The 26,291-nt window shown below is 63.0% G+C and carries 23 protein-coding genes and 1 pseudogene; 6 read left to right on the top strand and 18 right to left on the bottom strand.

Annotated features, from left to right (window positions below; genetic code table 11):
- Position 1 precedes the first annotated feature (1 nt).
- From FJW05_RS05555 to FJW05_RS05545, 3 genes are read right to left on the bottom strand one after another with little or no spacing between them, the layout of a single operon-like run.
- Positions 2-982 (bottom strand): serine kinase, encoded by a 981-nt coding sequence (locus tag FJW05_RS05555; RefSeq protein WP_140628933.1) that lies wholly within the window; start codon positions 980-982, stop codon positions 2-4.
- Positions 979-1,410 (bottom strand): lasso peptide biosynthesis B2 protein, encoded by a 432-nt coding sequence (locus tag FJW05_RS05550; RefSeq protein ID WP_140544101.1) that lies wholly within the window; start codon positions 1,408-1,410, stop codon positions 979-981. Before FJW05_RS05550 ends, FJW05_RS05555 begins: the two co-directional genes overlap by 4 nt.
- On the bottom strand, positions 1,410-1,697 hold the full coding sequence (locus FJW05_RS05545; protein ID WP_140628930.1) for a PqqD family protein: 288 nt from the start codon (positions 1,695-1,697) through the stop codon (positions 1,410-1,412). Before FJW05_RS05545 ends, FJW05_RS05550 begins: the two co-directional genes overlap by 1 nt.
- Positions 1,698-2,155: 458 nt before the next feature.
- Between FJW05_RS05545 and FJW05_RS05540 the strand changes: the two genes are divergently transcribed.
- From FJW05_RS05540 to FJW05_RS05530, 3 genes and pseudogenes are all read left to right on the top strand, one after another.
- The gene (locus FJW05_RS05540; RefSeq protein ID WP_140628927.1) at positions 2,156-4,063 is read left to right on the top strand and encodes a propionyl-CoA synthetase; all 1,908 of its coding nucleotides are present in this window, start codon (positions 2,156-2,158) and stop codon (positions 4,061-4,063) included.
- Between the two features lie 199 nt (positions 4,064-4,262).
- A pseudogene (locus tag FJW05_RS05535) lies at positions 4,263-4,508 on the top strand (acyltransferase); the annotation flags it as partial.
- Between the two features lie 150 nt (positions 4,509-4,658).
- Positions 4,659-5,372 (top strand): metallophosphoesterase, encoded by a 714-nt coding sequence (locus tag FJW05_RS05530; RefSeq protein ID WP_246673225.1) that lies wholly within the window; start codon positions 4,659-4,661, stop codon positions 5,370-5,372.
- Positions 5,373-5,548: 176 nt separating this feature from the next.
- Here FJW05_RS05530 and FJW05_RS05525 read toward each other — a convergent pair whose 3' ends face one another.
- From FJW05_RS05525 to FJW05_RS05500, 6 genes are all read right to left on the bottom strand, one after another.
- Positions 5,549-7,930, bottom strand: a complete 2,382-nt coding sequence (locus FJW05_RS05525) for a polysaccharide biosynthesis tyrosine autokinase (protein WP_140628924.1) — start codon at positions 7,928-7,930, stop codon at positions 5,549-5,551.
- A gap of 167 nt (positions 7,931-8,097) precedes the next feature.
- Positions 8,098-8,994, bottom strand: coding sequence for a UTP--glucose-1-phosphate uridylyltransferase GalU (galU, locus tag FJW05_RS05520; protein ID WP_140628921.1), 897 nt, complete (start codon positions 8,992-8,994; stop codon positions 8,098-8,100).
- A gap of 28 nt (positions 8,995-9,022) precedes the next feature.
- On the bottom strand, positions 9,023-10,009 hold the full coding sequence (locus FJW05_RS05515; RefSeq protein ID WP_140628918.1) for a glycosyltransferase family 2 protein: 987 nt from the start codon (positions 10,007-10,009) through the stop codon (positions 9,023-9,025).
- Positions 9,999-10,937, bottom strand: a complete 939-nt coding sequence (locus FJW05_RS05510) for a glycosyltransferase family 2 protein (RefSeq protein ID WP_140628915.1) — start codon at positions 10,935-10,937, stop codon at positions 9,999-10,001. The genes FJW05_RS05515 and FJW05_RS05510 overlap by 11 nt, the downstream gene beginning before the upstream one ends.
- Positions 10,937-11,920 carry a glycosyltransferase family 2 protein gene (locus FJW05_RS05505; RefSeq protein ID WP_140629732.1) on the bottom strand — a complete coding sequence of 328 codons (984 nt, stop codon included), beginning with the start codon at positions 11,918-11,920 and terminating at the stop codon, positions 10,937-10,939. Before FJW05_RS05505 ends, FJW05_RS05510 begins: the two co-directional genes overlap by 1 nt.
- A gap of 26 nt (positions 11,921-11,946) precedes the next feature.
- Positions 11,947-13,119: a glycosyltransferase family 4 protein gene (locus FJW05_RS05500; RefSeq protein WP_140628912.1), complete on the bottom strand. Its 1,173-nt coding sequence runs from the start codon at positions 13,117-13,119 to the stop codon at positions 11,947-11,949.
- 71 nt (positions 13,120-13,190) lie between these two features.
- Between FJW05_RS05500 and FJW05_RS05495 the strand changes: the two genes are divergently transcribed.
- Positions 13,191-14,771: a polysaccharide pyruvyl transferase family protein gene (locus FJW05_RS05495; protein WP_246673223.1), complete on the top strand. Its 1,581-nt coding sequence runs from the start codon at positions 13,191-13,193 to the stop codon at positions 14,769-14,771.
- On the opposite strand, the gene FJW05_RS05490 is transcribed toward FJW05_RS05495, so the two are convergent.
- The 9 genes from FJW05_RS05490 to FJW05_RS05450 form a co-directional block, all read right to left on the bottom strand.
- Positions 14,673-16,139, bottom strand: coding sequence for a lipopolysaccharide biosynthesis protein (locus FJW05_RS05490; protein ID WP_140628909.1), 1,467 nt, complete (start codon positions 16,137-16,139; stop codon positions 14,673-14,675). The two genes, FJW05_RS05495 and FJW05_RS05490, sit on opposite strands and share 99 nt — an antisense overlap.
- On the bottom strand, positions 16,136-17,254 hold the full coding sequence (locus FJW05_RS05485) for a glycosyltransferase (protein WP_246673222.1): 1,119 nt from the start codon (positions 17,252-17,254) through the stop codon (positions 16,136-16,138). The genes FJW05_RS05490 and FJW05_RS05485 overlap by 4 nt, the downstream gene beginning before the upstream one ends.
- Before the next feature lie 215 nt (positions 17,255-17,469).
- Positions 17,470-18,549 carry a glycosyltransferase gene (locus tag FJW05_RS05480; RefSeq protein WP_140628906.1) on the bottom strand — a complete coding sequence of 360 codons (1,080 nt, stop codon included), beginning with the start codon at positions 18,547-18,549 and terminating at the stop codon, positions 17,470-17,472.
- A 49-nt stretch (positions 18,550-18,598) separates the two neighbouring features.
- Positions 18,599-19,819 (bottom strand): glycosyltransferase family A protein, encoded by a 1,221-nt coding sequence (locus FJW05_RS05475; protein WP_181164853.1) that lies wholly within the window; start codon positions 19,817-19,819, stop codon positions 18,599-18,601.
- An 88-nt stretch (positions 19,820-19,907) separates the two neighbouring features.
- Positions 19,908-21,239, bottom strand: coding sequence for a UDP-glucose/GDP-mannose dehydrogenase family protein (locus FJW05_RS05470; protein WP_140628899.1), 1,332 nt, complete (start codon positions 21,237-21,239; stop codon positions 19,908-19,910).
- Between the two features lie 129 nt (positions 21,240-21,368).
- Positions 21,369-22,253, bottom strand: a complete 885-nt coding sequence (locus FJW05_RS05465) for a glycoside hydrolase family 16 protein (RefSeq protein WP_140544965.1) — start codon at positions 22,251-22,253, stop codon at positions 21,369-21,371.
- Between the two features lie 138 nt (positions 22,254-22,391).
- Entirely contained in the window at positions 22,392-22,769 is a 378-nt protein-coding gene (locus FJW05_RS05460) for a hypothetical protein (RefSeq protein WP_140628896.1), read from the bottom strand.
- A gap of 122 nt (positions 22,770-22,891) precedes the next feature.
- Complete coding sequence (locus FJW05_RS05455) at positions 22,892-23,902, bottom strand: glycosyltransferase family 2 protein (protein ID WP_246673248.1); 1,011 nt, start codon at positions 23,900-23,902, stop codon at positions 22,892-22,894.
- 22 nt (positions 23,903-23,924) lie between these two features.
- Entirely contained in the window at positions 23,925-25,172 is a 1,248-nt protein-coding gene (locus tag FJW05_RS05450; RefSeq protein ID WP_140628890.1) for a nucleotidyltransferase family protein, read from the bottom strand.
- 501 nt (positions 25,173-25,673) lie between these two features.
- On the opposite strand from FJW05_RS05450, the gene FJW05_RS05445 reads away from it, so the two are divergent.
- Positions 25,674-25,826: a lasso RiPP family leader peptide-containing protein gene (locus FJW05_RS05445; protein WP_095769314.1), complete on the top strand. Its 153-nt coding sequence runs from the start codon at positions 25,674-25,676 to the stop codon at positions 25,824-25,826.
- A 156-nt stretch (positions 25,827-25,982) separates the two neighbouring features.
- Positions 25,983-26,282, top strand: coding sequence for a PqqD family protein (locus FJW05_RS05440; RefSeq protein WP_140628887.1), 300 nt, complete (start codon positions 25,983-25,985; stop codon positions 26,280-26,282).
- Positions 26,283-26,291 lie beyond the last annotated feature (9 nt).

The raw sequence follows: 26,291 nt of genomic DNA, 5'->3' as shown, positions 1-26,291 counted from the left end.
GCTAAATCTCAACCGCAGCCTGGATCAGCGCCGCCGCCTCGACCGGCCTTGCCCCGACTTCCAGCGTGAAGGTCGGCACCGCCTGCACCAGTGCCACGATCGTCGCCATGCGCCTTTTCTGCAGCGACAGCAGGCCGGTCATGCCGGTCCTTACATTGTCGGTGGCCAAAGCCACCATGGCATCTGTCCTGGCCATCGGCAGCAGCCGGGTCTCGGCGTCTGCCGAGCGTGCAAGGTGCAAGAGCGCCGCGACGGGCCTGGCGCGCACATCCTCGACACGGATGATTTCGCCAAGGCGGTCCAGCGAAACGGATTGCTCGCCCTCGGCGTCCCACTTCTCGCCCAGGCAGGGCGCGACGAAGGGCAGCATCGCCGCCGTGTTGCGGTGGACCTTCACCTTGCGCGGCATGCCCCAGGCCGTGATGCCCTGCGCGCTTGCGTCGAGGATCATCACGTCGTCCGAGCAGAGGCCGAAGCCCCGCGAGGCAAGCGCGAGCGATGTGGTGGACTTGCCCGTGCCGCTTGGCGCATGAATGAGAACCAGGGCGTCCTTTCCAGGCAAGGTGAGACCCGCGGTGTGCAGCATATGCTGGCCGTCCGCGTCGAGTGCTGCATCCAGCACCATCATCAGCAAAGTCCACTTGATCTTGCTGTCGGGATGAAGACGGATTTCGGCCCGGCTCTCGCCGTCGTGGATCGACAGCGTCTGCTGGCCCGGAAAGACGAGATGGAAGGCGCGTCCGGCGTCGATCATCCGGCAATGGCCATCCAGCGGCACTTCGCCGTCGAAAGCCAGCTTTCCTTCGGGGTTCTCGTGCAACTCAAGCGTTTCGACAATGTCGACGCGAAAACCGGGCTGGACAGGCTCGTTCATACGCAGGGCGCCGAGCATCAGGTCGAAGCTCGGCCACAGATCGGCACGCGCGGCGGTGATGCCTATGACCTGGCCGTTGAGATCATAGCGGAAGGTCTGGTTGCTCAAGCGGCTGGCGCCTTCATGCTGGCCGGGTGGCGGTAGATCTCCACCATGCCGGGCTGGCTGTCGCTGATCACCGGCGTGCCGTCGAGGCAGACCCAGCAATGCGCCGACAGGCGAGGCTCGTGCATCGACTTGGCGTCGACGCCGAAACGCAGCTCTGGATCAAGACCGGCCATGCGCAGAAAGCGGAAGCCGAGCAGACCTTCGCGAAGGCATCTGCGGTCGCGCATCAGCCAGGGGCGTCGCACCGTCCGCTTGACGCGATGGACGATGTAGGTCCAGGGCAAGTCGCGATAGGGTGCGGGCGACTGCAGCGGCGCCAGTTTCAACACGCTTTCGAAATCGCGCCGGCCGACCAGCACCGGCATCAGCCGGGCGCTGAGCCACAAATGGACGCGGAACAAGGCGCGCAGGACCGGTCCGTCGGCCATCACGCGTCCGGGTCGGCGAGGATGCCTTCAGCCACCAGCTCGGCGGCCAATTCGGCCATATCCTGATCGAGCGTTGCCTTGTCGATCTCGAATTCCTCCGACAGCAGATCGACGATCTGGTCGAGCTTGCGCGCGCCGTTCACCTTGTCGAGAAAAGCCTCGGTCGTGTCGTTGCAGGTGTAAAGCTGACCGCTGCGCGCCAAAAGCACGACCGCGCCATCGCCGACATGCTGCACGGACGCATCGTCCGCCATGCGCAGCACCGTTTCAGAGCCGATTTCAGCCATCCGCCCGCTCCCTTCGCTGAAAAAGCAATTAGCGCGGCGCCGCAAGGCTGTCCATCGCCATGCATAGCGAAGGAGGACGATCGACCCTGCAGGTGTCTGCCCGCTAGCAGGCAATATTAGCGAAGTCTTGCCTTGCTTCCCCTAAGTAAGCTATGAGTCCGCCGGGCTTTGGGGAGTGATCTGTATGCGTTACAATTGGGAACGGGCTCCGACGGCGTTCGAGCGCCATCGGAAGGCGCTTGCGGCGGCCATCCTGATCGCCGGCGGCGTCGGGCTGATGCTGGCGGCGCTGCCGCTTTAAGCCGGCTGATATCTCGGACCGTGACGGCGACGCCTCCACCGAAGGCGCCGAACAGAGACGTTTGCCGGCGATGTCGACCAAAATGCAGGAAGACATGGCCGCCACGCGCGGCTTAGTCTATGGCAGGGCGGCAGAACGTTTCTTGGGAGGAAGGCGGATGGCCTCACGCTATCACGAAGTCTATGAGGGCTGGAAAAGCGACCCCATAGGGTTCTGGGCCGAGGCGGCGAAGGCGATCGACTGGTATAGGCCGGCCGAAAAGGTCTTCGATCCGGAAGCCGGCCTCTATGGACGCTGGTTCACCGGCGCCACCTGCAACACCTGCCATAACGCAATCGACCGCCATGTCGCGGACGGCCGCGCCGACCAGCTGGCGCTGATCCATGACAGCGCGATCACCGGCACAATCCGGACATTCACCTATGCCGAATTGAAGCGCGAGGTCGTCGCGCTGGCCTCGGTGCTGAGGCATCGCGGCATCGACAAGGGCGACCGCGTCATCATCTACATGCCGATGGTGGCGGAAGCCGCTATCGCCATGCTCGCCTGCGCGAGGCTAGGCGCCGTGCATTCGGTGGTGTTCGGCGGCTTCGCCTCGCACGAGCTCGCCACCCGCATCGACGACGCCAAGCCGAAGCTGATCATCACCGCCTCCTGCGGCCTGGAGCCAGGCCGCGTCGTCGCCTACAAGCCGCTGCTCGACAAGGCGATCGAGATGTCGAAGCACAAGCCCGACGCCTGCCTCATCCTGCAGCGCGAGCAGCTGCGCTGCGAGATGAAGGACAATTACGACTTCGACTATGCCGATGCGGTTGCGCGCGAACGCGCCGCCGGCGCCAATGTCGATTGCGTGCCGGTTTTAGCCACCGACCCGCTCTACATCATCTACACCTCCGGCACGACCGGCCAGCCGAAAGGCATCGTGCGCGACAATGGCGGCCACATGGTCGCGCTGAAATGGACCATGGACAACGAGTTCGGCGTCAAGCCGGGTGAAGTGTTCTGGGCGGCTTCCGATGTCGGCTGGGTGGTCGGCCATTCCTATATCGTCTACGGGCCGCTTCTGCATGGCTGCACCAGCGTGCTGTTCGAAGGCAAGCCGATCGGCACGCCGGACGCCGGCACCTACTGGCGGGTGATCTCGCAGCACGGCGTGGTCGCGCTGTTCACCGCGCCGACCGCCTTCCGCGCCATCAAGGGGCAGGATCCCAGGGGCGAGTTCGTGCCGAAATACGACCTGTCGAAGTTCCGCACGCTGTTCCTTGCCGGCGAGCGCGCCGACCCCGAAACGATAAAATGGGCGGAGCAGAAGCTCGACCGTCCCGTCATCGACCATTGGTGGCAGACCGAGACCGGCTCGCCGATGACGATCAATCCGGCGGGGCTCGGGTTTTTGCCGGTGAAATACGGCTCGCCCGGCGTGCCGATGCCGGGCTACGACATTCGCATCCTCGACGATGCCGGCCACGAGGTGGCGCGCGGCACCCTCGGCAATGTCGTGGTCAAGCTGCCGCTGCCCGCCGGCTGCCTGCCGACGCTGTGGAACGCCGACGCCCGTTTCCGCCAGGCTTACCTCGAGGAGTTCCCCGGCTACTACAAGACGGCCGACGCCGGCATGATGGACGAGGACGGCTACCTCTATGTGATGGCCCGCACCGACGACATCATCAACGTCGCCGGCCACCGGCTCTCGACCGGCGCCATGGAAGAGGTGCTGGCGGCCCATCCCGATGTCGCCGAATGCGCGGTCATCGGCATTGCCGATGCCATGAAGGGCCAGGTGCCGCTCGGCTTCGTGGTGCTCAATGCCGGCGTGTCGCGCGATAGCGGCGCGATCGAAAGTGAGGTTGTAGGGCTGGTGCGCGAGCGGATCGGCCCGGTTGCCGCCTTCAAGACCGTGGTGACGATCAAGCGGCTGCCCAAGACCCGTTCCGGCAAGATCCTGCGCGGCACGATGCAGAAGATCGCCGACAAGGAGGAATGGACAATGCCGGCGACGATCGACGATCCGGCGATCCTGGACGAGATCACGGCGGCGCTGAAGGGACGCGGCATCGGGGTGTAGTCGCCGGCAGACGGCCGCGTTAAGGATCAATTCACCAATTTGTCCCGCACTGCAATCGCTTATTGTGCAATGCAGCAATAAACTTTAAAGTTTGCGTGGGGGGCCATACCGAAGGTACGGCATGGCCCAGCACAAGACGACATTCGGCGGCGTCGACATACTGCGATGCCTGGCTGCCGTCATGGTGATGTTCTATCACTATATGGCGGCTGTCGCGCTGATGGCGTTGTCGCTGCGCCCCGACTTTTCCTGGCCCGGCTGGCGGCGGATCGGGCTGATGACCTATCCGCTCTATCTCTTCCATGATGTCGTCGGCGCGGCGATGCTCGGCGCCCTGATGCGCGCCGGCGTGCCTTATCTGGCCGCTATTGCGACCGAGGCCGAGCCGCGCATCCGGCTGCTCTTGGACCACACGCTGTTCCGCTATCGGTTGAAGGTCGCCTGACGACGCGACTGCCGATCGCGCGCCGGTGTGGAATTGTTTGCATTCGGCATGATATCGAGGCGCAGATCAGTGCAAGTAGCCGAGCCTCAATCCGTGAATCTTTTCCAACGATCGAGACGCCCTCGACCCGCGCCACGCGAGCGCCTCGTCATGGACATGCGCGACATGGTCGTCTACGTGATCGGCGACGTGCATGGCTGCCACGACGAACTGCGCGCGCTGGAGCAAAAGATCCAGATCGATGCGCAGCGCTTCCGCGGTCGCAAGATCATCATCATGCTGGGCGACTATATCGACCGCGGGCCGCAGTCGCGGCGCGTGATCGACCATCTGATGGCGCCGCCGCCAAAGGGCTTCCAGCGCATCTGCCTCGTGGGAAATCATGAAGTCGCGCTGCTCCTCTATCTGGACGGTCATCTCTCGCGTGAAACCTGGCTCGGCTATGGCGGCCGCGAAACCCTGTTCTCCTACGGCGTTGACCCTGACCGGCTGATAAGCCTCTACGGTTCGAGCGAGCAGGCGGATGCGCGCATACGCGAGGCCATCCCAGCCAGCCATGTCGACTTCCTGCGCACGCTGCCGGCGATGGTCTGCTCCGAGCATTTCGTCTTCGTGCATGCCGGCATCCGTCCCGGCGTGGCGCTCGAGGCGCAGGACGAGGGCGATCTGCTCAACATCCGCGAGGAGTTCTTCCAGGCGGCGCACCGTCTCGACCGCTGGGTGGTGCACGGACACACGATCGTGAATGTTCCGACACTCGACGGACGCCGGCTCGACATCGACACCGGCGCCTTTCAAACGGGACGACTGACGGCGCTTAGGATCGTCGGCAAATACGGCCGGCTGCTGTCTTCGCGGGATTAGGACGGTTCACGCTCCTAGAGCCGGATGATTTCAGGTCGAGTCGACCTGAAATCTGAATCCGGCTCTAAATCAAAGAGATAGAGCATGATGTCGTCCGAAAACCGCTCCACACTTTTCGGCATCATGCTCTAGGCTGAACCGCCCCCGATCTCTGTCTCTCCGAACGGAAACACGCCTCAGGCGGCCTGCTTGGGACGCTGCTCCGATTTTTCCAGATAGTAGCTCGAATAGCGGTCGAAGAACCTTTCCGAGCCGCCGAGCGAGCCGTATTTCGCCAGCTTCTTCAGATCAACCTTGTTGAGCACCGCGCCGATCACCTTATTGGCGATATAGGGCTCGGATTCCAGCATCGAGCGCACCATGTTGCGGGGCGTGCGGCCCCATTCGGCGACCAGGACGAAGCCATCGACCAGCGGCGCGAAGGCCTTGGCGTCGACGACGGGCCCGAGCGGCGGCAGGTCGACGATGATGTATTCGAACGTCTCCTTGGCGTTTTCGATGAAGCGCCGCATGCCGGCCGAGCCCAGAAGCTCGCTGGTGTGCGAGAACTGGCCGCGCAGCACGGCGGGAATGATCGCCAGCTTGGTCTGACGATCGACCTTGCCGACGGACTGCCAGGTCTGGCCATTGACCACCGCTTCCATCAGGCCCTGCTCGGCCTCCATGCCGAGGCTGCGGCTCAGGCCTGGATTGCGCAGGTCGCCGTCGATGAGCAAGGTCTTGGCACCGTTGGCCGCGAGCAGGCCGGCGAGATTCGCGGCCACCGTCGACTTGCCTTCTCCAGGCAGCACCGAAATGACGCCGATGACCCGGCTGCCGCGGTCTTCCATCACCACGTCGAAGGCGATTTTGGCGTTACGCAGCGTCTCGGCGAACATCGAAGCCGGGGCGTCGATGCTGACGCGCATGCGCGCCCGTCTCTCAGCCGCGGAGAGGCTGGCCACCTTGCCGTCGGCCGGCAGGTCGTCGGCTTTGGTATCCTTGGCCTTGCCGCCGCCGATCGTCGGCAGATAACCGAGGAATTTCAGGCCGACGCGGTCGCGAACGTCCTCGCCCGTCCTGAAGAAACGCTCGTTGAACTCGTTGAGGCCGCCGAAACCGGCGCCAAGCATCAGGCCGAGCACCAGCGAGAGCGCCAGCACGCGCAAGGTGCGCGGGCTGGAAGCCGCGAGCGGCATCGTCGCGTCGGAAATGATGCGGACCTTGCCGACCGGGAAGGATTGCTGCTGCGAAGCTTCCTCATAGCGGCTGAGGAAGGTCTGATAGAGCGTGGTGAGCGCCTGTGCCTGCTGGTCGAGCTCCTTGAGCTTCACCTGCGACTGGTTGTCGATCGAGCTCTTGCCGGCGGCGGTGGAAATCTTGTCGCGCAAAGCCGTTTCGCGCGCCTGCGCCACCTCGAAATCGTTGCGGTAGCTTTCGGTGAGCTGTTTCAACTGGCCGAAGATCTGCGCCGAGACATCGGCCTTTTCCTTGGCCAGCGCGACCGCTTGCGGGTGATCCTTGCCAAAATTCGTCTCGACGTCCTGCAGGCGCTTGGCAATGGCCAGATAGCGGGTCTTGAGCGCGATGATGACCGAGCTGCTCGGCTGGTCGGCGCCGATGGCCGAATCGTTGAAGGCGCTTTCGGAACCGCTTTCGACGATCGCCTTGTATTGCTGATAGCGGGCGCTGGCTCTGGCGGTATCGGCCTGGGCGACGATGAGCTGTGCGTTGAGATCGGCGAGCTGCTTGTCACTCAGGAGTTGTCCGTCGCTGTTGGCAGACAATCCATGTTCGGCCCTGAACTTCTCGACGGCCATAGCTGCCCGCTGAGAGCTTTCACGCAACTCCGTGAGCCGGCCCTGCAGCCACAAGGCCGCGCGCTCGGTGGCGTCGAAGCTGGCGTTGAGCTGGTCGGCCAGATAGGCGTCGGCATAGGCCTTGGTGATGGCCGTGGCGAGTGCCGGATTTGTCGACTGATAACCGATGCTGATGACGTTGGCACGGCCGACGCGATCCGCCAGCAACCCGGTCTGCAGCATGAGAACCGCGTAGTCGTGGGTCGCGGTCTTGATCATGGCTTCGCGCGTCGCGGCGTCGACATTCTCGATGCCGGGGAGCTCGCTTGCCGAGCTGCCGCGGAAATAGCCGACAACACTGCGCAGGAACCCCACACCCTTGGCCAAAGCCGACTGCGGCGGGCTCATGAAGTCCGGGTTTTGATCGAGCTTCAGCTTGTCGACCACCACAGACGCCAGCCGCGCCGAGTTGAGAACCTCTATCTGGCTGAGAATCGTGGCGTCCGTTTGCACCGTGGCGCTCGCCGCCGAGATGTCGTCGACGACCTTGTTCAGCCCTTCATCGATCAAAACGCTGGCGACCGCCGTATACTGCTTGGGTGTAGTCTGCAGATAGATGACGCCCAGGCACAGACCGATAATGGCGCAGACCGCCACCACCTTGGCCTGTCGGGCGGCCATGCCAAGCAGACGCTCGATATCGATGAAGTCTTCACCCTTTTCCGGATCGGTGCTGGGCAACGGCATCCTCTTGTCGAGGGGGAAGGTGGCATAGTTCATTTTCGGTCCAATTCCAGGTTGCAGGCGCTATCGGCCTTGGTAGATCGGCGTCGTGACCAGAAAAGACCGCGCAACGTTGCTGCCAGGATGCGCCGGGCCGAAAAGCCCGGGCGCTGGTGTGGCTGTCGCGCCATCGCGAAACCGCATATGCACCCGAAAGATGGGCATTATGCGGCTACTTCCCGGCGCTCATGCGACCGGACAAATTGCTGCAGCATCTCGAAGACAGGGCCCTTCATGTCGTCGCGCGCCAGGGCGAAGGCGATGGTCGCCTCGATAAAGCCCTCCTTGGAGCCGCAGTCGAACATGCGACCGTCGAAAGGCTGAGCGTAAAAAGGCTGGCTCTGCGCCAGGCGCACCATGGCGTCGGTGAGCTGGATTTCGTTGCCGGCGCCGCGCTGCTGATTGCCGAGCAGGGCAAAGATCTCCGGCTGCAGAACGTAGCGGCCGTTGATGTAGAAATTCGACGGCGCATTGGCCGGCGCGGGTTTTTCGACCATCGCCGTCACTTCGAAGCCGGATGCCACGTCGGCGCCGCGGCCGACAATGCCGTATTTGCTGGTTTCGGCCGGGTCGCAGCGCTCGACGGCGATCACATTGCCGCCGGTGCGCTGATAGAGATCGACTGTCTCGGCGAGGCAGCCGCGCGCGCCGAAGGACACCATGTCGGGAAGCAGCAGCGCGAAAGGCTCATTGCCGATCACCTCGCGCGCGCACCATACGGCGTGGCCGAGGCCCTGCGGCGACTGCTGGCGGATGAAGGAGGTGGCGCCGGCCTCCGGCAGCAGGCTCTCCAGCGACTGCAACTGCGCCTTCTTGCCGGTCTGCTCCAACGTGCCGATCAGTTCAGGATGCAGGTCGAAATAATCCTCAATGACCGCCTTGTTGCGGCCGGTGACGAAAACGATGTGCTCGATGCCGGCCTCGAACGCCTCGTCAACGGCATATTGCACGACAGGCTTGTCGACGACGGGCAGCATCTCCTTCGGCATCGACTTGGTCGCCGGCAGGAACCGCGTTCCGAGCCCCGCCACCGGGATGACTGCCTTCCTGACTTTCTGCATCTGCTCTTCCTTCTGAGAGAAAAGATTTCTACCTGTCGCCGGCTATCAAATCGCCAGCATGCTTCATCTCCCCACCCCCACGGCGAACTTGCGCCGCAAGCCTTCTGAGCCGGACCGCGATCGGCATCGACATATGCCCGATGGCGGCCGGATCCCTGAACGCCGCGCCGATCGCCTTGAGCGGGGCGCGTGCCTTGATGTGCTGAACCAGGGACAGGAACGACGCCGCCTTGCGCAGGCTGCGGCCACGCCTGGCGAAAGCCGCCTTTGCGTCGCTGTCCATGGGATATGCCGCCGCGAACACGGCATCGGCGCGCGTCATCGCCTCGACGTGATGCAGTTCGAGCACGCGCGAGATCGAGCCGGTGCGGATGTGGTAGGCATAACCGACGGTCGGCTCGACCACGCAACGGCCGCCGCTGGCCAGCGCGCTTGCGAGCAGAATGTAGTCCTCGCCGATGCGCAGATTCTCGTCGTAGCGCAGCTTGTTGTCGTCAAGGAACCGGCGCTGGAAGATCGGCTTGAGATAGCCGAAATTGAAGCGCGATTCGAAAACCAGATTGCCGGCGATGTAGTCGGCCAGCGAGATTTCGCGCAAGCCATCGAGATAGCCGGCCGGGAACATGGTGTCGTCGGGCGTGCCGTCCTCGCGCACGACCTGCACATTGTCGACCGCAATCTGGGCATCCGCCGCTTCGGCGCGGGAGATCATCGCGGCTAGGCGACCGGGAAGGACCGCGTCGTCGGAATCGAGCACCGCCACCCAGCGGCCGCGCGCCAGGTCGAGGCCGGCATTACGGGCGCCGCCCGGACCGCGATTGGCGGGCAGCGCCACCACCTTGACGATATCTTGCGGATAAGCGCGCGCCACATCCAGCGTGCCGTCGCTCGACTGGTCGTCGACGACGATGACCTCGACGGTCACGCCAAGTTGCGCGATCGCGCTGGCGATGGCGCGGTCGAGAGTCGCCTCGGCGTTGTAGGCGGCGATGACGAAGCTGACGTCAGGCTGCACGCTTGTTCCCTTGTTCTGGCGACGTGAGGCCGTATTGGCGGATTTCACGGACGCCGACCAAACCGCTGACGACACCAACGTGCATAATGCCGCGCAGCACGCTGCGGTTCCGCTGCACCGGGCTGATGGCGGTCAAAATAGCCATGCCGAAGCAGTAGGCGGCCTTGGCCGAAGCGAGCCCGACCTGGCCGGCGCGGCGCAACCCGCCGGCGCCGTGTCCTATCAGGTGGCCGTGCGTCTGGCCGAAGCGGAAGCGCCGGCGGCGCAGCCAGTCGAACGCGGCCCGGGCACGCGGCACGACCTCGTCGACGAAGGCTTGCGGCGCGAAGGCGATGCGGCCGCCGGCCTTGACCATGGCGTCGAAAAACTCCGTGTCCTCGCCGCCGGTCTGGCCGCGTGCCAGGCTGAAGCGCCGGCCGCGAAGGCTCGCGTCGGCCATTTTGAGCAACACGTTGCAGGTGTAGCCGGTGCGAATCTCGCCGCGCACCCAGACCGGCAAGGTGGAATGGAAGTCGCCCTTCTGCATCCAGTCCGGCGCGTCGGGGCGGTAATGCGCCCGCACCGGACCGAGCACCGCCGCAGCGCCCGTGGCATCGGCCGCCGCCATCAATTCGACTAGCCAGCCGGGCGACGCCGTCTCGTCGTCATCGATGAAGGCAACGAAATCCGACACGCTGGCGTCGAGACAGGCGTTGCGGGCAATCGAGATGTTGCGCGCCGGCGCGTGACGATAGCGGACCGGCAGCTGCAGCTCCTCGGCCAAAGCCTTCACCAGTTTCTGCGCGCTGGGCTCATCGTCATTGTCGGCAACGACGATGCCAATCTCGGCTCCCACCGGCTTCTCCAGCGCCGCGACGGAGCGCAGCGTGTCGGCCAGTTCCGGCCGGCGGAAGGTGCAGATGCAGATGTCGATCGAGCCGCCGGCCATCACGCCACCTTACGCTGCAATCGAGACGCCAAAAGCTGCTGCCAGAAACCGGCCGACCAGCCGAAATGCATGACCATCGCCGAGACTCCGGCCAGCCCTATGCCGGCGTTGCGCTGGCGTATCGCGGTGACCGCGCCGTAGCCGAGGCACACCGCCGCCCATAAGAGGAACGGCAGCGCCGCCATCCAGTGGACGAAGGAAAACAGGGCGAGCAGCACCACGGGCGCAACCAGCAGCGGGATCATCTGCCGGACCTTCGGCACCATGCGGTGCTTCAAGACGTTCCTGGCGCGACCGCGGCCATAGCCGAGATACTGGAAATAGAGGCTCTTCAGCGTCGAGCGCGGATAATAGACCATCTGCGTCCTGCCGCTCATCCAGATGCGGTAGCCGGCCTGACGCAGGCGGTAATCGAGCTCGGCGTCCTCATTGTGGCTGAAGCTCTCGTCGTAACCGCCGACATGCCTGAAGGCGGCGATGCGCATCAGCGCGTGATGGCCGTGGTCGACCCATTCGCCTTCGGACATGTGCCGGTGCTTCGAGCCGCCGGTGCCGAGCTTGGAGTTCTGCGCCGCCGCGACCGCCTTCTGCACGGCCCCGGTGCCGGCGGTCAGCATCGAAACGACGACCGAATCAGCGCCGGTGGCAAGGGCCTCCGCGACCAGCCGCTCGCAGTAGTCGTCCGGATAGCCGCCATGCGCGTCGATGCGAATGAGATAGTCGGCGCCTTCGCCAAGGGCCGCCACCGCGAGATTGATGGCGGCGCTCTGGAGGCGCTTGGGATTGGCGAGCAGGATGACCCGGGGATCCTTCGCCACGATTTTTTCGACGATGGCTTGCGTGCCGTCGGTGCTGCCGCCGTCGGCGACGACGATGCGGCCGCCGAGCCGGGGCGCCGCGGGCCGCAATTGGTCGAGCAGGCCGCCGATATGGGCGGCCTCGTTGAGGCAGGGAATGACGATCAGGATCGTGGACTGCGCCATCGGTTGTTGTTCGCCCTGTTGCGCCGTCACGCGGCCGCCTCCGTCGCAAAAGCCGAAGGCATGGCGGCGAGGCCGCGCAGCTTGTCGACGAAGGCCGCGCAGTCGCTGCGGTCGTAGCTCCAGGTCTTCGGATTGCGCGCCGACACGCGCGACTTCAGGCCGCGATATTCATCTTGATCCATCCGGCTCAGCATCGCCTCGAGGCTTTCGGGCGTCGCTTCGGGCAGAAGCACGCCGATATCCCGCTGCTTCAGGAACCTGCCGGTTTCGGTGTCCGCCATGGAGATCGGCACGGCGCCGAAGCGGCAGCCCTCGTAGAGGCGGTTGGGAAGCAGCCATTCGGAATTCTGGCCGGCCTCGAAAAAATCGATCGCCCAGGAGAAATGCACCTCACCGTAGATGGCCGCCATGTCCTCCGGATTGCGGTAGGGGCCGCGGAAGGAAAGCCACGGCTCGGCCTCGACGAAACCGTGAAAGTCCGGAAATTCGGACAGCGCCGGACGGCCCCTGAGCACGACTTCGAAACGGCCCGCCTGCCGACGGGTGAAATCGGCCAGCAGCTCCAGCGAGCGGCGGCAGCGCAGCGCGCCGAACCAGCCGATGCGCCAGGGCGGCGGCGACGGGCTGTCGTCCTCGACAGAATGCGCGGCGACAACGGATGCTGCCTCGAAATATTTGTTCTCGATCAGCTCGACAGGTGCGACGATCTGCCCGAAAGGCTCGAAGTAATTGGCGATGAAAGCCGGCGAGCTCGTCACCAGAAGCTTCACGTCGCGCGCGAGATGGCGTTCGGCGCCACGCAGCGTCCTGCCGACGAGGTCATCGCGCAGCACCAGGCGATGGATATCGAGGCATTCATAGACGATCGGCACGCTCGCCCCGAGCGCGCCGTTGGCGCGGCGGGCCAGCGCCAGCATTTCGAGGTTGCGTGCGATGATCAGATCGGGCCTTGGCATGGCGCCAAGTTTCGCGCCGATTGACATGGCTGCCTTGGCGACCGCACCGAGGCGCTGCGCGAATCGGCCGTCGCGCGTCGCGCCAAGGTCGACAGGCTCGATGCCCTCGATCTCGGAGACCGGGCTGGTGGTGCGGCGGAAGCCCGCCAGGGTGACCCCGGCGCCGCCTGCCTTGAGCATCTGTATTCTCCGGCGCACCGCCGGGTCGGATACGTCATGCACAAGGTACAAGACATGCAGCATGTAACTCGACCGCTGTTGGGCCCACCCATCGGGGATGCTAGTACAGCTTTTGCTGCATCGCAACAATTTTGGTGCGGCGTAGCAAGCGCCCGCACATTTTTTGTTGCACTGCAAAAATCATAAGCTACTCTCAGCCTGCTTGGCGTCGATCCGGATTTCGCGTTGGCTATCAGCGCGGAGCAGCACGCCAGATCGCGACGCGGATCGCGTGGCGGCACTCCGGCAAACATGCCGTTTTAACCGACGTGGCCTGCCACGGACGCGAAACGAGGTTCCCCATGAAAGTCGTGATCGAAAACACGGTGTGTCTGAACACTGGCGATGCCGCGATCCTTTTGGCTATCCGCCATATTCTCAGATCGATCGTCGGCGGCGATGTGCAGTTCCTGGTTTTCGACAGTCAGCCCGACGTCGCGGCCAGGCTTTACCCGAAGAAAGATTACCCGGATCTCGAATTCCACAAGCTGCTGTCGGAATCCCTGTTCAGGGATCAGCATGGCGGCGGGATAAAGGGCCGGCTCAAGTCGATCTACAATCGGGGAGTCTTGCGCGCCTTACGCCGCTTTGCCCGAAACGGCGCCGCCAGAAGCTTTTTTTTCAGCCAAAGCGACCACCACGGCCTTGAGGCCTATGCGAGCGCCGACCTGGTGGTGACGACAGGCGGAACCTATCTCGTCGAGAACTACGACCTTGAAAAGCGGCTCAATCAATTCCGCATCGATGCGATCTTGGGCAAGGACCCGATCTTCTTCACGCAATCGCTCGGCCCGTTCAACAAAAGCTACAATCGCCAGGAGCTAGGTCCGATCTTCGATCGGGCTCCGCTCATCCTGCTGCGTGACGAGCGATCCAGAAATCACATACTGGATCTGGTGAAAGATCCTGGCAAATGCCATGTGGTCGCCGATGCCGTCTTTGCCCTGGCTGATACAGGCAGGATCAAGAAACATCTCGGCAGCGCACCGGCGCCGACGGGCCGTGTCGCTATTTCCGTCCGCCACTGGAGCTTCGTCAGCGACGGTGAGGATGGCATGCGCCGCTATCTCGATTCGATCCGGGAGATCGCCACAATTCTTGTCAGGGACCACGCCAAGGAGGTGACCTTCATCTCAACCTGCCAGGGTGTGCCGGAATATGCACATGACGACGCCAGGACTGCACGGGCGATCGTGGCCGAACTCGACCCGGAAATCGCCGAACACGTCAATGTCGACGCCGCATTTCATACGCCCGACCAATTGATGGCGCTGGTGAAGGATTGCGACTTCGTCGTCGCCACGCGCATGCATATGATGATCATGTCGCTTTGCGTCGGTACACCGGTGCTGCCGATCGCCTATGAATTCAAAACCAAGGAAGTCGCCAAGCACATCGGCGTCGCCGATCTTCTGCTCGACATCGACACCGTGACGCCGTCGGAAGCAGCCGAAAAACTCGGCAGATTCATCGCCAATCTCGACCACTATCGCCGGGCAAGCCTCGAGGCCGTGCTGGAAGAGCATGCGTCGGCAATGTCGGCAACCAGGCCGTTGTCCTCCTTGATAGGCAACCGCTCACCCAATGTTGCTGACGACGTTGGCAAGAGTGGCGAACAACGCCTTGCGCGACTGCGGAACAGCAAGCATGAGGGCCAAGGCGAACCCGTAGTTTAGGACAACCGCCACAAGGATCGTGAGCAGGTCCGACTGATTGGTCAGCAACGCCGGCAGCGACAGATACGAGAGCCAGGCGAGCAGGGACGAGACGATGAAGAGTCCCTGTATGCCCAGAAAATCGCCGGCGGTCACCGGGCCGACGCGATGGATCAGGGCGGCAAGCACCGGGATACGCAGCACGTAACCGCTGATGGCATAGGCAGCCGCGACGCCGATGGCGCCCCAATGCAGGCCGACGATAAAGGAGGCGACGGTCGTCAAAGACGAATAGATGCCCCAATGAAACATCGTCTTCGTCTTGCCCTGGCAGATGAATATCCACCCCGTGGTGCTCGATACGGACTGCATCAGGCCGGCGATGCCCAGCCAGGCGAAAATCGGCGCCACGGCCATCCAACGCTCGCCGAAGAGAAGCCTGACCACCTGCTCCGAAGTCAGTGTCAAGGTGGCAATGCCGGGCATGGTGATAACGGCCAGCAGCCAGTTTGTCCGGACATAGATGTCTCGAAATCGCTGCTTGTCCTCATGGATACGGCTGAGCAGCGGCACCATGATACGCGTCAGCGGCTGGTTGATATTCTGCAGCGGAAACAGCAGAAGCTTGTAGGCTCGATCATAGTAGCCCAGCTCGACCGCGCCGGAATATTTTCCGATGAGGATGTTGTCGAGGTTGCGAGACAGAAAATTGACGAGGTTGAAGCCCGTAAGGTTCGCGCCGAACCTGAATATGTCGGCGTCGACCTTCAGATTCGGCCAAGACGGCGTCCAGCGCGTCACCAACCAGCCGGCAACCAGCGCTACGACAGCTGACACAGCCGGACCCAAAACCAGAGACCAATAGCCAAGCCCCAAATACGCCGCGGTCGCGGTAGCGAGCAGCCCCACGGCCGCGGTGATTGCGTCGTTGAGCGCAAGCTGCCCGAATTGCAAATGGCGGTTCATCAGGGCAAGCGGCACTGCGGCAAGACTGCCAAAAAGCAGCGGAGCGGCGGAAGCAAGTGTTATCCCCCACATTCGCTGATCGCCGTAGAAAGCGGCAATGGCGGGGGCCAGGCAAGCCACGACCGCCCCGGCGCACAGGCCGACAACCGCGCTCAGCCAGAAGACTTGGTTGAGTTGCCGTTGATCGATCTCCTTGCGCTGGATGACCGCCTGCTGGAGGCCCAGATCCTGAAGCAGGCCGACGAAGGCCACGATCGGTCCCACGGAAGCCACCAGGCCGAAATCCTCGGGGACGAGCAGTCGGGCAAGGATGACGACCGAAAGGAACTGGATCGCTATCTTGAAGCCTTGCGCGCCGGCCGTGACCAGCCCGCCGCGCAAGGCAACGCGACCAAATTGCGGGGGCGGCGGATTGGCATTCATGTGACGGATCCGGTCTCCCCTAGCCGCGCGACGATCTGCGCAAAGCGTTCATTCAAGCTATCGGCATTGAAATCCGCCTCGACCTTCCTTCGAGCGGCAAGCGCTATCGGCTCGCACAGGCCCGGGTTCTCGACGATCCAGGTGAGTTTGCCGGCAAGCGCAGCGACGTCCCGTTCAGGCACGAGGAAGCCAGTCTTGCGATCCTCGATCAGCTCCGGAATTCCCGAATGGTAGGTGCTGACAGCGATCAGGCCGCCGGCCATCGCCTCCATGAGCGCAACCGGTATTCCTTCCAGATCGCCGTCTCGCCCGGCGACGCTTGGCAGAAGGAAGACATGGGCGTCGCGCAGGCGCTGCTTCACCTCGCCGTGCGGACGCGGTCCGAAGAAAGTCACCCTGTCGGCAATACCGAGGTCGACGGCGGTAAGCTTCAATTCCTCCAACAATTCCCCGCCGCCGATCACCGAATAGGTCCAGTCGCGGTGCGGCAGGCAAGCGAGGGCGCGAAGCGCATATTCGGTCCCCTTTTTCTCGGTCAGCCGGCAGACCGAGATGAAAGACAGCGTACGTCCCTGCCAGGAACGCCAGCGATATTCGATCTCGCTTGGGCGAATGCCCATATGGTGAACCGCGACTTGTGCCGATGCGGCACCGGCATCGATCAGGGCCTGACGGAAGAATGCGTTCACAGGGAGCTGGAGAGCCCCTTTTTCGAAAACGGGTCTGTACTGGTCCAGTGTGCCATCATGCAACGGCCTGCCGACATCGGTGCCATGGAATATGGTCACCAAAGGCGCGGAAATCCTTCGCCGCTTCATGACGCGGGCGACGCGCAGGCCGTTATGGCCAAAATGCGCCACGATCACATCGACGTTTCGCAGCTTTTGTGCGTTGGCCAGGTCGATGAAGGTCGAAAGCTTGTCCCAAAATCTGCCGGACCATTTCCGGAGCAGTGAGCGGTAGCGATTCAGGCCACCCCACCAGGAAACGACAGGTCCGGGCAATGTCTGCCAACGTGCATCGTCCACATTGCTATCCTTGCCAAAAGCCATCTCGTTGCAGACGACGCTGACTTTCATTCCTCTTTCAAGGCATCCGGCAATCTGATCGAGCACGAATGTCTCGGACAAAGTGGGAAATTTATCGACTACGAAACAAATCCTCATCGGCAGGATGTTCTCGCCCAAATCAGGCTGGAGACATCGCTGGCAGGGCCTGACGCATGCGGCATGAACTTTGACTCCTGTCGGCGCAACCTATTGCAGGTTTTGCCGCATCGCAACATTTTTGGTGCGGTGCAGCAAATCGGTTCCAGCTCCTTGCTTGCAAGCTACGCAGCGTGGCGGACGCCCTGCTGGGCCGCTCTTTCGAGCAGATCGAGAAACACCACCAATTGCCGCGCGGGATCGAGCTCCGGGCGCTTGGAGAAGGCCAGAGCCGAGGCCGAAAGCCGTTCGTATTCCTGGCGATCATTCCACAGGCGCGTCACCGCCGACGCCCAGTCGGTAAGCGGGGCGTCATAGTCGAGCACCACGCCGCCGGGACCGATGGCTTCGGGCAGGCCGCCGCGCCTCGATCCGACGACCGGGATGCCGCTGCAATGCGCCTCGGACGCGACGCGGCCCCAGGCTTCCTCCCATTTGCTCGGGGCAAGCAGGATCCTGGTGCGGCCATAGACCGTCTTCATGTCGTCGGTGCGGTTTTCCAGCGTGACATTCGAGAGCGGCGCGATGGTCTTTTCGATGCGGGCACGATGCTCGTCCTCCAGTTTCCAGCTCTCCACGAACAGGAACGGAATCTCCGGGCAGGCGGCCGCAATCCTCACCGCCAGATCGAACCCCTTCTCTTCATAGGGATTGATCATGGTGACGAATTCGCCGGTCGTATGCGTGCAGTAGAGCGCGTCGTTGATGGTCGGCGGAAGAACGGTGGACTCGATGCCGAATTGTTCCTTGTAGGTGCGCGCGGTGAATTCCGAATTGGCGATGTACAACGCCGAATTGAGTTCGCGCGGATCGCCGGCGAGCTCGTGAAATTCGACATTGTGCAGATAAACGACCAGAGGCACGCCTTCGGCAAGAAGCGCCTTTCCGAGCAGGACGGATTTGTGGCACTGCACGACCGCGACGTCCGGTGTGGTCTTCTCGACGGCGAAGCCGGCCGCCTCCCAGGGGAACCAGGCGCGCATCACCGGATAGCCGGGAAAATTGTCGACGACCGCGGGCTGCCGCAACAGCTTCATCTTGGCGCGCGCCTTGAGGCCGAACATGCCGTCGCCGAACAGCGAGGCGAGAACCGACGCCTGATGGCCGTGCTCGATCAATTGTTCGACCAGGTGATGCGTGTTGGATTGCACGCCGCCGGTGAACTCGGGAATGTACCCGTTGCCGCTTGCAAAAAGCACTTTCATCGTTCTGCTCCTAATTCGGCCCGGGCGAGTATCCGCAAGCCACGGCTCATCAGCTTGCGCCGCGCGCCAAGGGAAGCTTCGACGTCATCGCCCGACACAGCCGGCCGAGCGAAGCGGAAAGCGACAGCGCCGAATACTCCCGCAACAATTTCGAAGCCGGGATCACCTTTCCCGCCTTCAGGTCCCGCGCCAGATAATGCGGGAAGGAATGCATGTATTCCCTGACGATGTCGGCCTTCAGCGGTCCCGACCTCCATGCCTTCACCGCCGAGACGAATTCGTCGGCCGGGGCGGATGCCAAACCTGTATCGTAGGCTTCGAACGTACGCCGCACGATGGCGCGTTCCTTGTCGCTGAGCGACGTCTTTCCGGCTCGTTCGGCAAGCAGGGCGTAGCGGCGGATGTCCTCGGCCGCGTGATGCCACAAACCCTTTCTGGCCATGATGCTCGACCGCTGCAGCAGCGCCTGCATCTCGAGATCGGCCGTCCTCGGCAGGGCCTGCTCCGAGCGATCCAGATACTCATGCAGATCGACCGACTTGTAGACCTCTTCCATGATCGCCCGGTCGTACGAGCCCCAGGCCTTGATCCGGTCGGTGTAGGAAATGACCACCTTGGTGCTGCCGCGGACCATGTCGTGCTGGCGCTGGAAGAACATCAAGCCGTCGACCCTGACGCCCTTGAACCGGCGCGCAAGCCTCAGCATCATCTCGTAGTCCTGCGACCGGACCAGGGTCTCGTTGAAGCCACCCACCTCGTCGTAGCATCGGCGGCGCACCAGGAGACCCGGCTGGTGGACGTGGCAATATTCGAGATGCGACGGGAAGAAATTGTCCTGGCTGACATGGCCGAAGGCGACGATCTCGTAATCCTGCTCCTCGATTTGGGCCGAACGCTGGAAACGCGCATATTCGCCGAATGCGAAATCGGCGGCCGGCTCGCGCTCGAAGGCGGCGAGAAACCGCTCAAGCGCCGTCGGGTGCGCGACGTCGTCGTCATCGAATATCAAGACGAAATCTCCTGTGCAGCGCTTCAGGGCAAAATTCAGCGCCGTCGATTTCCCGCCATTCTCCTTGCGGTAGTATTCCACCGGCGCCGGGAAAGAGGCCGCCACCGCGCCGGTATCGTCCGTCGAGCCGTCGTCCACGATCAGGATCTGATCCGGCACCACGGTCTGCCGCAGCAGGCTGCCGATGGATTCGGGCAGGAATTTTTGCCGGTTGAAGGTGGGGACGATGACGGTGACCGTCGGTTTGCGCTGCGCAGCCATTGATGACCTCATACTGTTGCCGATGCCCCGTTCGCCGGCATGAGTCCACAGCCATGGCGACGGCCATTGTCCTTGAGGCAATCAGCAGTCATGCCGCCATCCTGCCGATCGAGAAGTATTCGATGCCGTAGCGCGCGATCACCTTGGGATCGTAGAGATTGCGGCCGTCGAAGATGACCGGCGTGGTCAGCGCATCCTTGAGCGCGTCGAAGGACGGTGCGCGGAAGCTCTTCCATTCGGTGCAGATCAAAAGCGCGTCGGCGCCGCGCAGCGCCGCCTCCTTGGTGCCGCACAAAAGCAGATCCTCGCGCAGGCCGTAGATCGCCTGGCACTCCTGCATCGCCTCCGGATCGTAGGCCTGCACCTTGGCGCCGGCCGCCCACAACGCTTCCATCAGCGTGCGCGCCGGCGCCTCGCGCATGTCGTCGGTGTTGGGCTTGAAGGCGAGCCCCCAGACGGCGAAGGTCTTGTCCCTGAGCGCGCCCTTGAAATAGTGGTTGACCTTGTCGAACAGGACCGACTTCTGCGCATTGTTGCGCTCCTCGACGGCGCGCAGCAATTTGGCGTCGAACTTGACGCCCTCGGCGGTCTTGATCAGCGCGCGCACATCCTTCGGGAAGCAGGAGCCGCCATAGCCGAGGCCGGGATAGATGAAGTGGTAGCCGATGCGCGGATCCGAGCCGATGCCCTTGCGCACCTCCTCGATGTCGGCGCCCAGCTGCTCGGCCAGATTGGCCATCTCGTTCATGAAGCTGATCTTGGTCGCCAGCATGCAGTTGGCGGCGTATTTGGTGAATTCGGCGCTGCGCACGTCCATCACGATCATCTTCTCGTGGTTGCGGTTGAACGGCGCGTAGAGCTCGCGCATCACCATCTCGGTGTCCTCGCTGGAGGTGCCGACGATGATGCGGTCCGGCTTCATGCAATCGGCGACCGCCGAGCCTTCCTTGAGGAATTCGGGGTTCGAGGCGACGTCGAAGGCGAGATCCTCGCGGCCGCGCTTCTTCAGCGTTTCGGCGATCCTGGCCTTCACCTTCTCGCAAGTGCCGACCGGCACGGTCGACTTGCCGACGACGATCTTGGCGCTGTCCATCTCACGGCCGATGGTCTCGGCGACGGCCAGCACATATTTCAAGTCGGCCGAGCCATCCTCGCCGGGCGGCGTGCCGACCGCGATCATCTGGATCTGGCCGTGCCTGACCGCCGCTGCCGCGTCGGTGGTGAAGCGGATGCGACCGGCCGCGTGGTTTTCCCTGACGAGGGCCTCCAGGCCCGGTTCGAAAATCGGGACCAAGCCCTGGTTGAGCCGCTCCACCTTCTTCTCGTCGATATCGACGCACACCACCTCATGGCCGACCTCTGCCAGCACAGCGGCCTGGACGAGACCGACATAACCAATCCCAAACACCGTCAAATTCATTTGGTTCTATTCCTGTCAAAGGCCGGGCCGCAAAAGCGGTCCGGCCGGTTCAGATGTCCCTCAGGCCCAACGGCCCAGTTGGTTCGGCATGATCCTATCCCAAAATCGGTTCCACTTTGGGGATCATGCCTAGTTGGAATTGCTTATGCTGCATGCCAGCGATTCCGGAAATTGGCATGGCTGGCCCAAAGCGGTGAAAGCGACGCGCTTGACCTCCATGGTCACCTTGCTGCCGGGATCGACAAAGGCGCCCATCCAGTTGGTCAGTTTGTCGCTGCCCCAGAGGCTGAAGAAGATTTTCTGCGAATGCTTCGGCAACTCGTCGGGGTTGGTCACCTCATGGACGAGCTTGCCGTTGACGTACCAGCGCAGCCGGTCCTTCTCCCAGACGAAGCCATAATCGTTGAAGCCCTTGTCGGCGCCGCCTTCGACGTCGACAAGCTTGCCGTTCTTCGGCTTGCCCTGGATATAGCTGTTGACCTGCACCTTCGACGGATCCTTGGTGAGGACCTCGAAGTCGATCTCGTCCCAAGGCTGTTTGTCCTGCGGGCCGATATAGGAGAAGAAGGCGGCGTTGAGGCCGGAGCCGGTGCCGGTCTTCATCCGTGCCTCATAGACGCCGTAGCCGTAGCGCTGCTTGGTCTGGATCTCGGCGCAGGCGAACTCGCGGTCCTTCAGCTTGCGCTTTTCGAAGCCCAACGAAAGCACGCCGTCGGAAAGCCGCACGAGATCCTTCGACCACGTGCAGTTCTGATGGGCGCCATTGGTCCAGCCGTCCGAGACGAACCAGCGGGACTGGCTGAAATTCGAGAAATTATCGACGAAGGACGGCGCGCTTTGCAGCTCTTGCTGCGCCGCTTGCGCATGCGCGGGATGCGGGCTCGCCGCAAGGGCCGCAACGACCCCAAACAGGGCGCCGACCACGCCGAGCCTCAGGCTGGTTAATCCGCTCCCTGGCGCCTGCGATATCGCGCAAGCCGCCTCGGTGGAGGTGTTGTCCGGATCTGCGTTCATAACAAACTCACCTTGTGTTGTCCGCCCAACCCAAAGTCATCCTCGGTTCGCATGAGCGAGCCGCTTCCGATCTTCCGCCCTGTGAACTCCTCTAGTGTCCTGTAACGTCTCGTGCCGATGACGGCGCCTGACGCGCCGTCAGCCTCTTGCCGTCGCCTGCGCAGCAGACCGGTCGGCACCATCCTCGACGATCGCGTCGAGCGAATGGCGCAGTTCCTTCACCAGGCCTTTCTGGCGAGCGAGCTCCGCAATGCGCCGCTCGCAGTTCAGGATCGACTTGGTCATCGCGGCGACATCCGATCCCTTGCTGGCCGACGCCGAACCATTCTCCATCGCCTCGACCAGAAAGGCGGCGTTGGCGGCCGTCGACTTATAACGATTCTCCAGTCCGGTTTTCTCCGCCTCGATCTCGGCCGCAATCTGGTCGAACAGCTTCGCCAGCCGGTCGAAACGCTGAAGATCGGTCTGCCGGTCGCGAGCCGGATCCCGGGATCTGAAGCTAAAAATCGAAGCCATCCTATCGGCCTTTCGAAATTGCTGCATTGCAACATAGAGTGCCATTCCAGTAGCGACTAGGCAACATCATAGTTTCCGGAATGCGATTTTTTGAGGGACGGCGGCTTCCGGGACAATGCGGATCACCCGCTTGCGGCGCTGGTTGCCGCCATCAGGAAGCGCGTCGGCGGCATCTGCTGCGGCGCAACAATCCCGGTGCGGCGGAACAGCGCGTCGAGCTTGTCGGTGGCGACGCCGCGCACGATCGGGATCAGATTCGACTGGCTTGCGAAAGCGTAGGCCGCGGCCGACGCCAGCCCACGCTCGGCTTTCACGTCAAGAAAGTTGCGCAGCCGGTATTTGTCGCGGACATGGCGCTCATGGCGCCGCAACGCGGCCTTTGAGCGCTCCGGAAGGCTGTCTATCTGGAGCAGCGCCAGATCGGCATCGGCAAGACGCTTCAAATCCTGCGTCCTGTGGCGGCCGCTCAGCGAATCGGCGCGCACGATCGCCCCATAGCCGCAAGACTTGATGATCTTGAACCGAGCCCCGTAAGCGACAGCGCGCGCGTAGAGCTCGTAGTCCTCGCCAAGCCTGAGGTTCTCGTCGTAGCTCAACCCATGCCGCTCGAGGAAAGCCCGGCTGATCACCGGCTTGAGGAAACCGAGCTCGCCGCGCCGCACACGGCGGCGCGAGATGTTGCCGTCGATGAAGCGCTCGAAATCGAGAAATTCCGGCTCGGCCGCGAAAGGCGGGGCGGCGACCTTGGCGAGGTCGGTCGCGGCATCGTCGCGGATCAGCATGATGTTGTCGGCGGCGAAATCCCAGTCGGTGCTGGCGAAAAGCCGGCGGAAGCGGCCTTCGAGGAAGAAATCATCGGCGTCGAGAATGCTGATGAAGGGCGATTTGGAGGCCTGGATAGCGGCGTTGCGCGCGGCGGAAGGACCGCGATTGACGTCGAAACGGATGACGGCAAGCCGGCCGCTGCCGTCGTCGGCGGCCAAAGCCACATCCTTGGTGTCGTCGGTGGAGGCGTCGTCGATCACGACGACTTCGGCGACTTCGGCCTCGCGCAGCGCCGAGGCGATGGCGCCGCGAATGGTGCGCGCAGCATTGCGCGCGGCGATGATGACGCAGACCCCGGAGGTCGTTATGGGCGTCGTCACGGGCATGGGCTCACCTTTCGCTTGCATGATTTGCCGCCCCGCCCACGATTTTGATCATTTCGCTCCGCGCCGGCTCGGCCGTGGCCGGGCCCTCGAAGATGCGCCGGCTGAGGTCGGCGGAGGCCGCCCAGCCGGCTTCGGCCAGGTAGCGGACCGGCTCGCGGCCGCAGAGTTCCCACAGCACATGGCGGCGCTGCGGCCAGCGCAGGGACGCGAGCCACGGCGCCATTACCATGTGGAAGAGGTCGGCGTTGTCGATGCGGGCCAGCATGCGGGTGGCGCGATCCGAAAGCAGCGTGCCGTCGCCGCCGAGCAGCACGTCGGCGGCGCGCAATCCCAAGAGCAGCGTATCCGCCAGGCCCTGTTCGGCGGCGTGGTCGAGCACCCTCCGCTGCTCGGCTTCGCTCAGGCGGCTGACGCTGGCCCTGACGTCGCAGACATAGCCGGCGCAGGGCTCGCGGTTGAAAAAGGCCTTGGCGACACTGATCGAGGACAAAAGCAAGGTGTCGGCCGCCGAGATGATCGGCATGGCGGCGCCGGCCACCTCTACTTCGCGCTTGCGGCGCAGGAAGCCGTCGGTGTCGCGCGGGCTGGGCGAACCCGGCTGCTGCAGCCGGTGGTGGAGGTCGACCGTCGAGGCCCTCGCGCCGTCTTCGCGCACCATATGCTGCTCACCGAGGAAGCGCACCCACCAGACCGAGCGCGACTTGCGGGCAACCTCGTAGCCCATCGTTCGCAACGCATCGCGGGCCTTGGCGAAACCGGTCGGCGAAACCAGTATGTCGACGTCGCCGGATGGCTTCATGAAATGGTCGCCATAGAGTAGATGCTGCTGGAGCGGCCCCTTGAGGAAGACGAAATCGACCTGCCTGTCGCGCAGCACACGAGCAATGGCCATCGAATCGCCGATGCAGGCGACGTTCATCGACATGGTTCGCCGGCGGTAGACGTCGAGCCAGCCAGGCAATTCCGCAGGCGCGGCATCCGTGGGCGCCCGCGCGAGCGCCTTGAGCAGGAAGACGGCGACCTTATTCAGCCTGGCGATATCGGCGACATTGGTTGCCGAAATTGGGGCCGCCGAGATTGGGGCCGCGGTGTTCGGGGCGGCCGACACCGTCGGCGCGGGCACATCGACCCGGCCATCGGTGATGTTGGCTCGTGGCGCGAAAAACAGCCTCAGGCAGGCCTGCACATAAGCGACTTCGTCGGCGCAGCCGGCGGCGCGCAGCCTTTCATAGGAGCCATCCTGCACCGCCATGCCCGATGTCGTTCTCCGCAAAATGCCGCCCGAAGGGGTTATACTGCAACTGCGAAGAAAAGCATCGGAAAAATTGACGCGATCACGCTGAAAGCGGCTGAGGTCGCCTCCTGACCGCAACCCCAGCGTTTAAAATCGCCACATGTTCAATCACTTTTGAAGACAATTCCGGGGGGCGTCGCGGCAGGCCGGAAAATGACGATTTTTTGAGGCAATTTCTTCGCAATTGCGATATGTCTTTTTCGCCTGAGAAATTATCGCAGATAAATCAAACGGTTACCTGAACGGTATGGACCTGCGGTTGAATTCCTGGATGGGTGAAGTTTAGGATGACGCTGCCTACGTCTTGATTAACAACGGATGCGAGCGCAACCAAGAATTGATTAATGCTTGGTAAATCAAGCTTGACTCATGGATGTTGCCATGCAGCAATTGCGCTGCAGCATAGCGATATGTTGGCGGCATTCTGCAGCCGCTTCCAGTCCTTAATTGGAGAGTACAATGGAACAGAATGTTGAAAAGCATGAGTATGAAACCCCCAGCCTGACGGTTCACGGTTCGATTGAAACTATCACGCAGGGCGGTGCGGGCACGACGGCGCTCGACGCGAGCTTTCCCGCGCACACGCCGGTCGGCGAGCTGACTTTCTCTTAAAACTCAGACAGGTATCCGGGTGTCTGAGTTGGGGCTCCGGATGCTCTCCAACAGGTGAGCCGGGGGGCTTTTGTCCCCCGGATTCCTGCCGAGGGTCGCAGGCAACCGATCCCGGTGGAAGCCATAGGGCGGACGGGCCAGCAACGAGGTTTTAGGATGCACTGGAACCCTTCGGACCATGACCGCGTCGTCGCGACGAACGAGGCGGTGGCTTGTGAATTCGGCGCCGGACTGGCGCTGCTCCACCTCAAATCCAATGTCTATTACAGCCTGAACGGCGTCGGCGCCTTCATTTGGGAGCAGATCCAGGAGCCGCGATCGATGCTCGATATCCGCAGCGCCGTGCTTGCGCACTACAATGTCGATGCCGAACGCTGCAGGGCCGATGTCGAGGGCTTGCTCAAGGGGCTGAGCGAAGCAGGGCTTGCGAGGCTCCACAATGAGGAACTGGTCTAGGCTCCGCTC

The sequence above is a fragment of the Mesorhizobium sp. B2-9-1 genome (assembly GCF_006439455.1).
Taxonomy (GTDB): domain Bacteria; phylum Pseudomonadota; class Alphaproteobacteria; order Rhizobiales; family Rhizobiaceae; genus Mesorhizobium.
This window is presented reverse-complemented; position numbering and strand designations above follow the sequence as displayed.

What these genes read in the sequence shown, in the direction of transcription:
- FJW05_RS05480 (WP_140628906.1), bottom strand. Translation starts at nt 18,549, where the DNA reads ATGAAAGTGCTTTTTGCAAGCGGCAACGGGTACATTCCCGAGTTCACC.
- FJW05_RS05545 (WP_140628930.1), bottom strand. Translation starts at nt 1,697, where the DNA reads ATGGCTGAAATCGGCTCTGAAACGGTGCTGCGCATGGCGGACGATGCG.
- FJW05_RS05490 (WP_140628909.1), bottom strand. Translation starts at nt 16,139, where the DNA reads ATGAATGCCAATCCGCCGCCCCCGCAATTTGGTCGCGTTGCCTTGCGC.
- FJW05_RS05505 (WP_140629732.1), bottom strand. Translation starts at nt 11,920, where the DNA reads ATGGCGCAGTCCACGATCCTGATCGTCATTCCCTGCCTCAACGAGGCC.
- FJW05_RS05465 (WP_140544965.1), bottom strand. Translation starts at nt 22,253, where the DNA reads ATGAACGCAGATCCGGACAACACCTCCACCGAGGCGGCTTGCGCGATA.
- FJW05_RS05540 (WP_140628927.1), top strand. Translation starts at nt 2,156, where the DNA reads ATGGCCTCACGCTATCACGAAGTCTATGAGGGCTGGAAAAGCGACCCC.
- FJW05_RS05450 (WP_140628890.1), bottom strand. Translation starts at nt 25,172, where the DNA reads ATGGCGGTGCAGGATGGCTCCTATGAAAGGCTGCGCGCCGCCGGCTGC.
- FJW05_RS05470 (WP_140628899.1), bottom strand. Translation starts at nt 21,239, where the DNA reads ATGAATTTGACGGTGTTTGGGATTGGTTATGTCGGTCTCGTCCAGGCC.
- FJW05_RS05475 (WP_181164853.1), bottom strand. Translation starts at nt 19,819, where the DNA reads ATGGCTGCGCAGCGCAAACCGACGGTCACCGTCATCGTCCCCACCTTC.
- FJW05_RS05525 (WP_140628924.1), bottom strand. Translation starts at nt 7,930, where the DNA reads ATGAACTATGCCACCTTCCCCCTCGACAAGAGGATGCCGTTGCCCAGC.
- FJW05_RS05550 (WP_140544101.1), bottom strand. Translation starts at nt 1,410, where the DNA reads ATGGCCGACGGACCGGTCCTGCGCGCCTTGTTCCGCGTCCATTTGTGG.
- FJW05_RS05500 (WP_140628912.1), bottom strand. Translation starts at nt 13,119, where the DNA reads ATGCTGCATGTCTTGTACCTTGTGCATGACGTATCCGACCCGGCGGTG.
- FJW05_RS05440 (WP_140628887.1), top strand. Translation starts at nt 25,983, where the DNA reads ATGCACTGGAACCCTTCGGACCATGACCGCGTCGTCGCGACGAACGAG.
- FJW05_RS05445 (WP_095769314.1), top strand. Translation starts at nt 25,674, where the DNA reads ATGGAACAGAATGTTGAAAAGCATGAGTATGAAACCCCCAGCCTGACG.
- FJW05_RS05530 (WP_246673225.1), top strand. Translation starts at nt 4,659, where the DNA reads ATGGACATGCGCGACATGGTCGTCTACGTGATCGGCGACGTGCATGGC.
- FJW05_RS05460 (WP_140628896.1), bottom strand. Translation starts at nt 22,769, where the DNA reads ATGGCTTCGATTTTTAGCTTCAGATCCCGGGATCCGGCTCGCGACCGG.
- galU (WP_140628921.1), bottom strand. Translation starts at nt 8,994, where the DNA reads ATGCAGAAAGTCAGGAAGGCAGTCATCCCGGTGGCGGGGCTCGGAACG.
- FJW05_RS05510 (WP_140628915.1), bottom strand. Translation starts at nt 10,937, where the DNA reads ATGGCCGGCGGCTCGATCGACATCTGCATCTGCACCTTCCGCCGGCCG.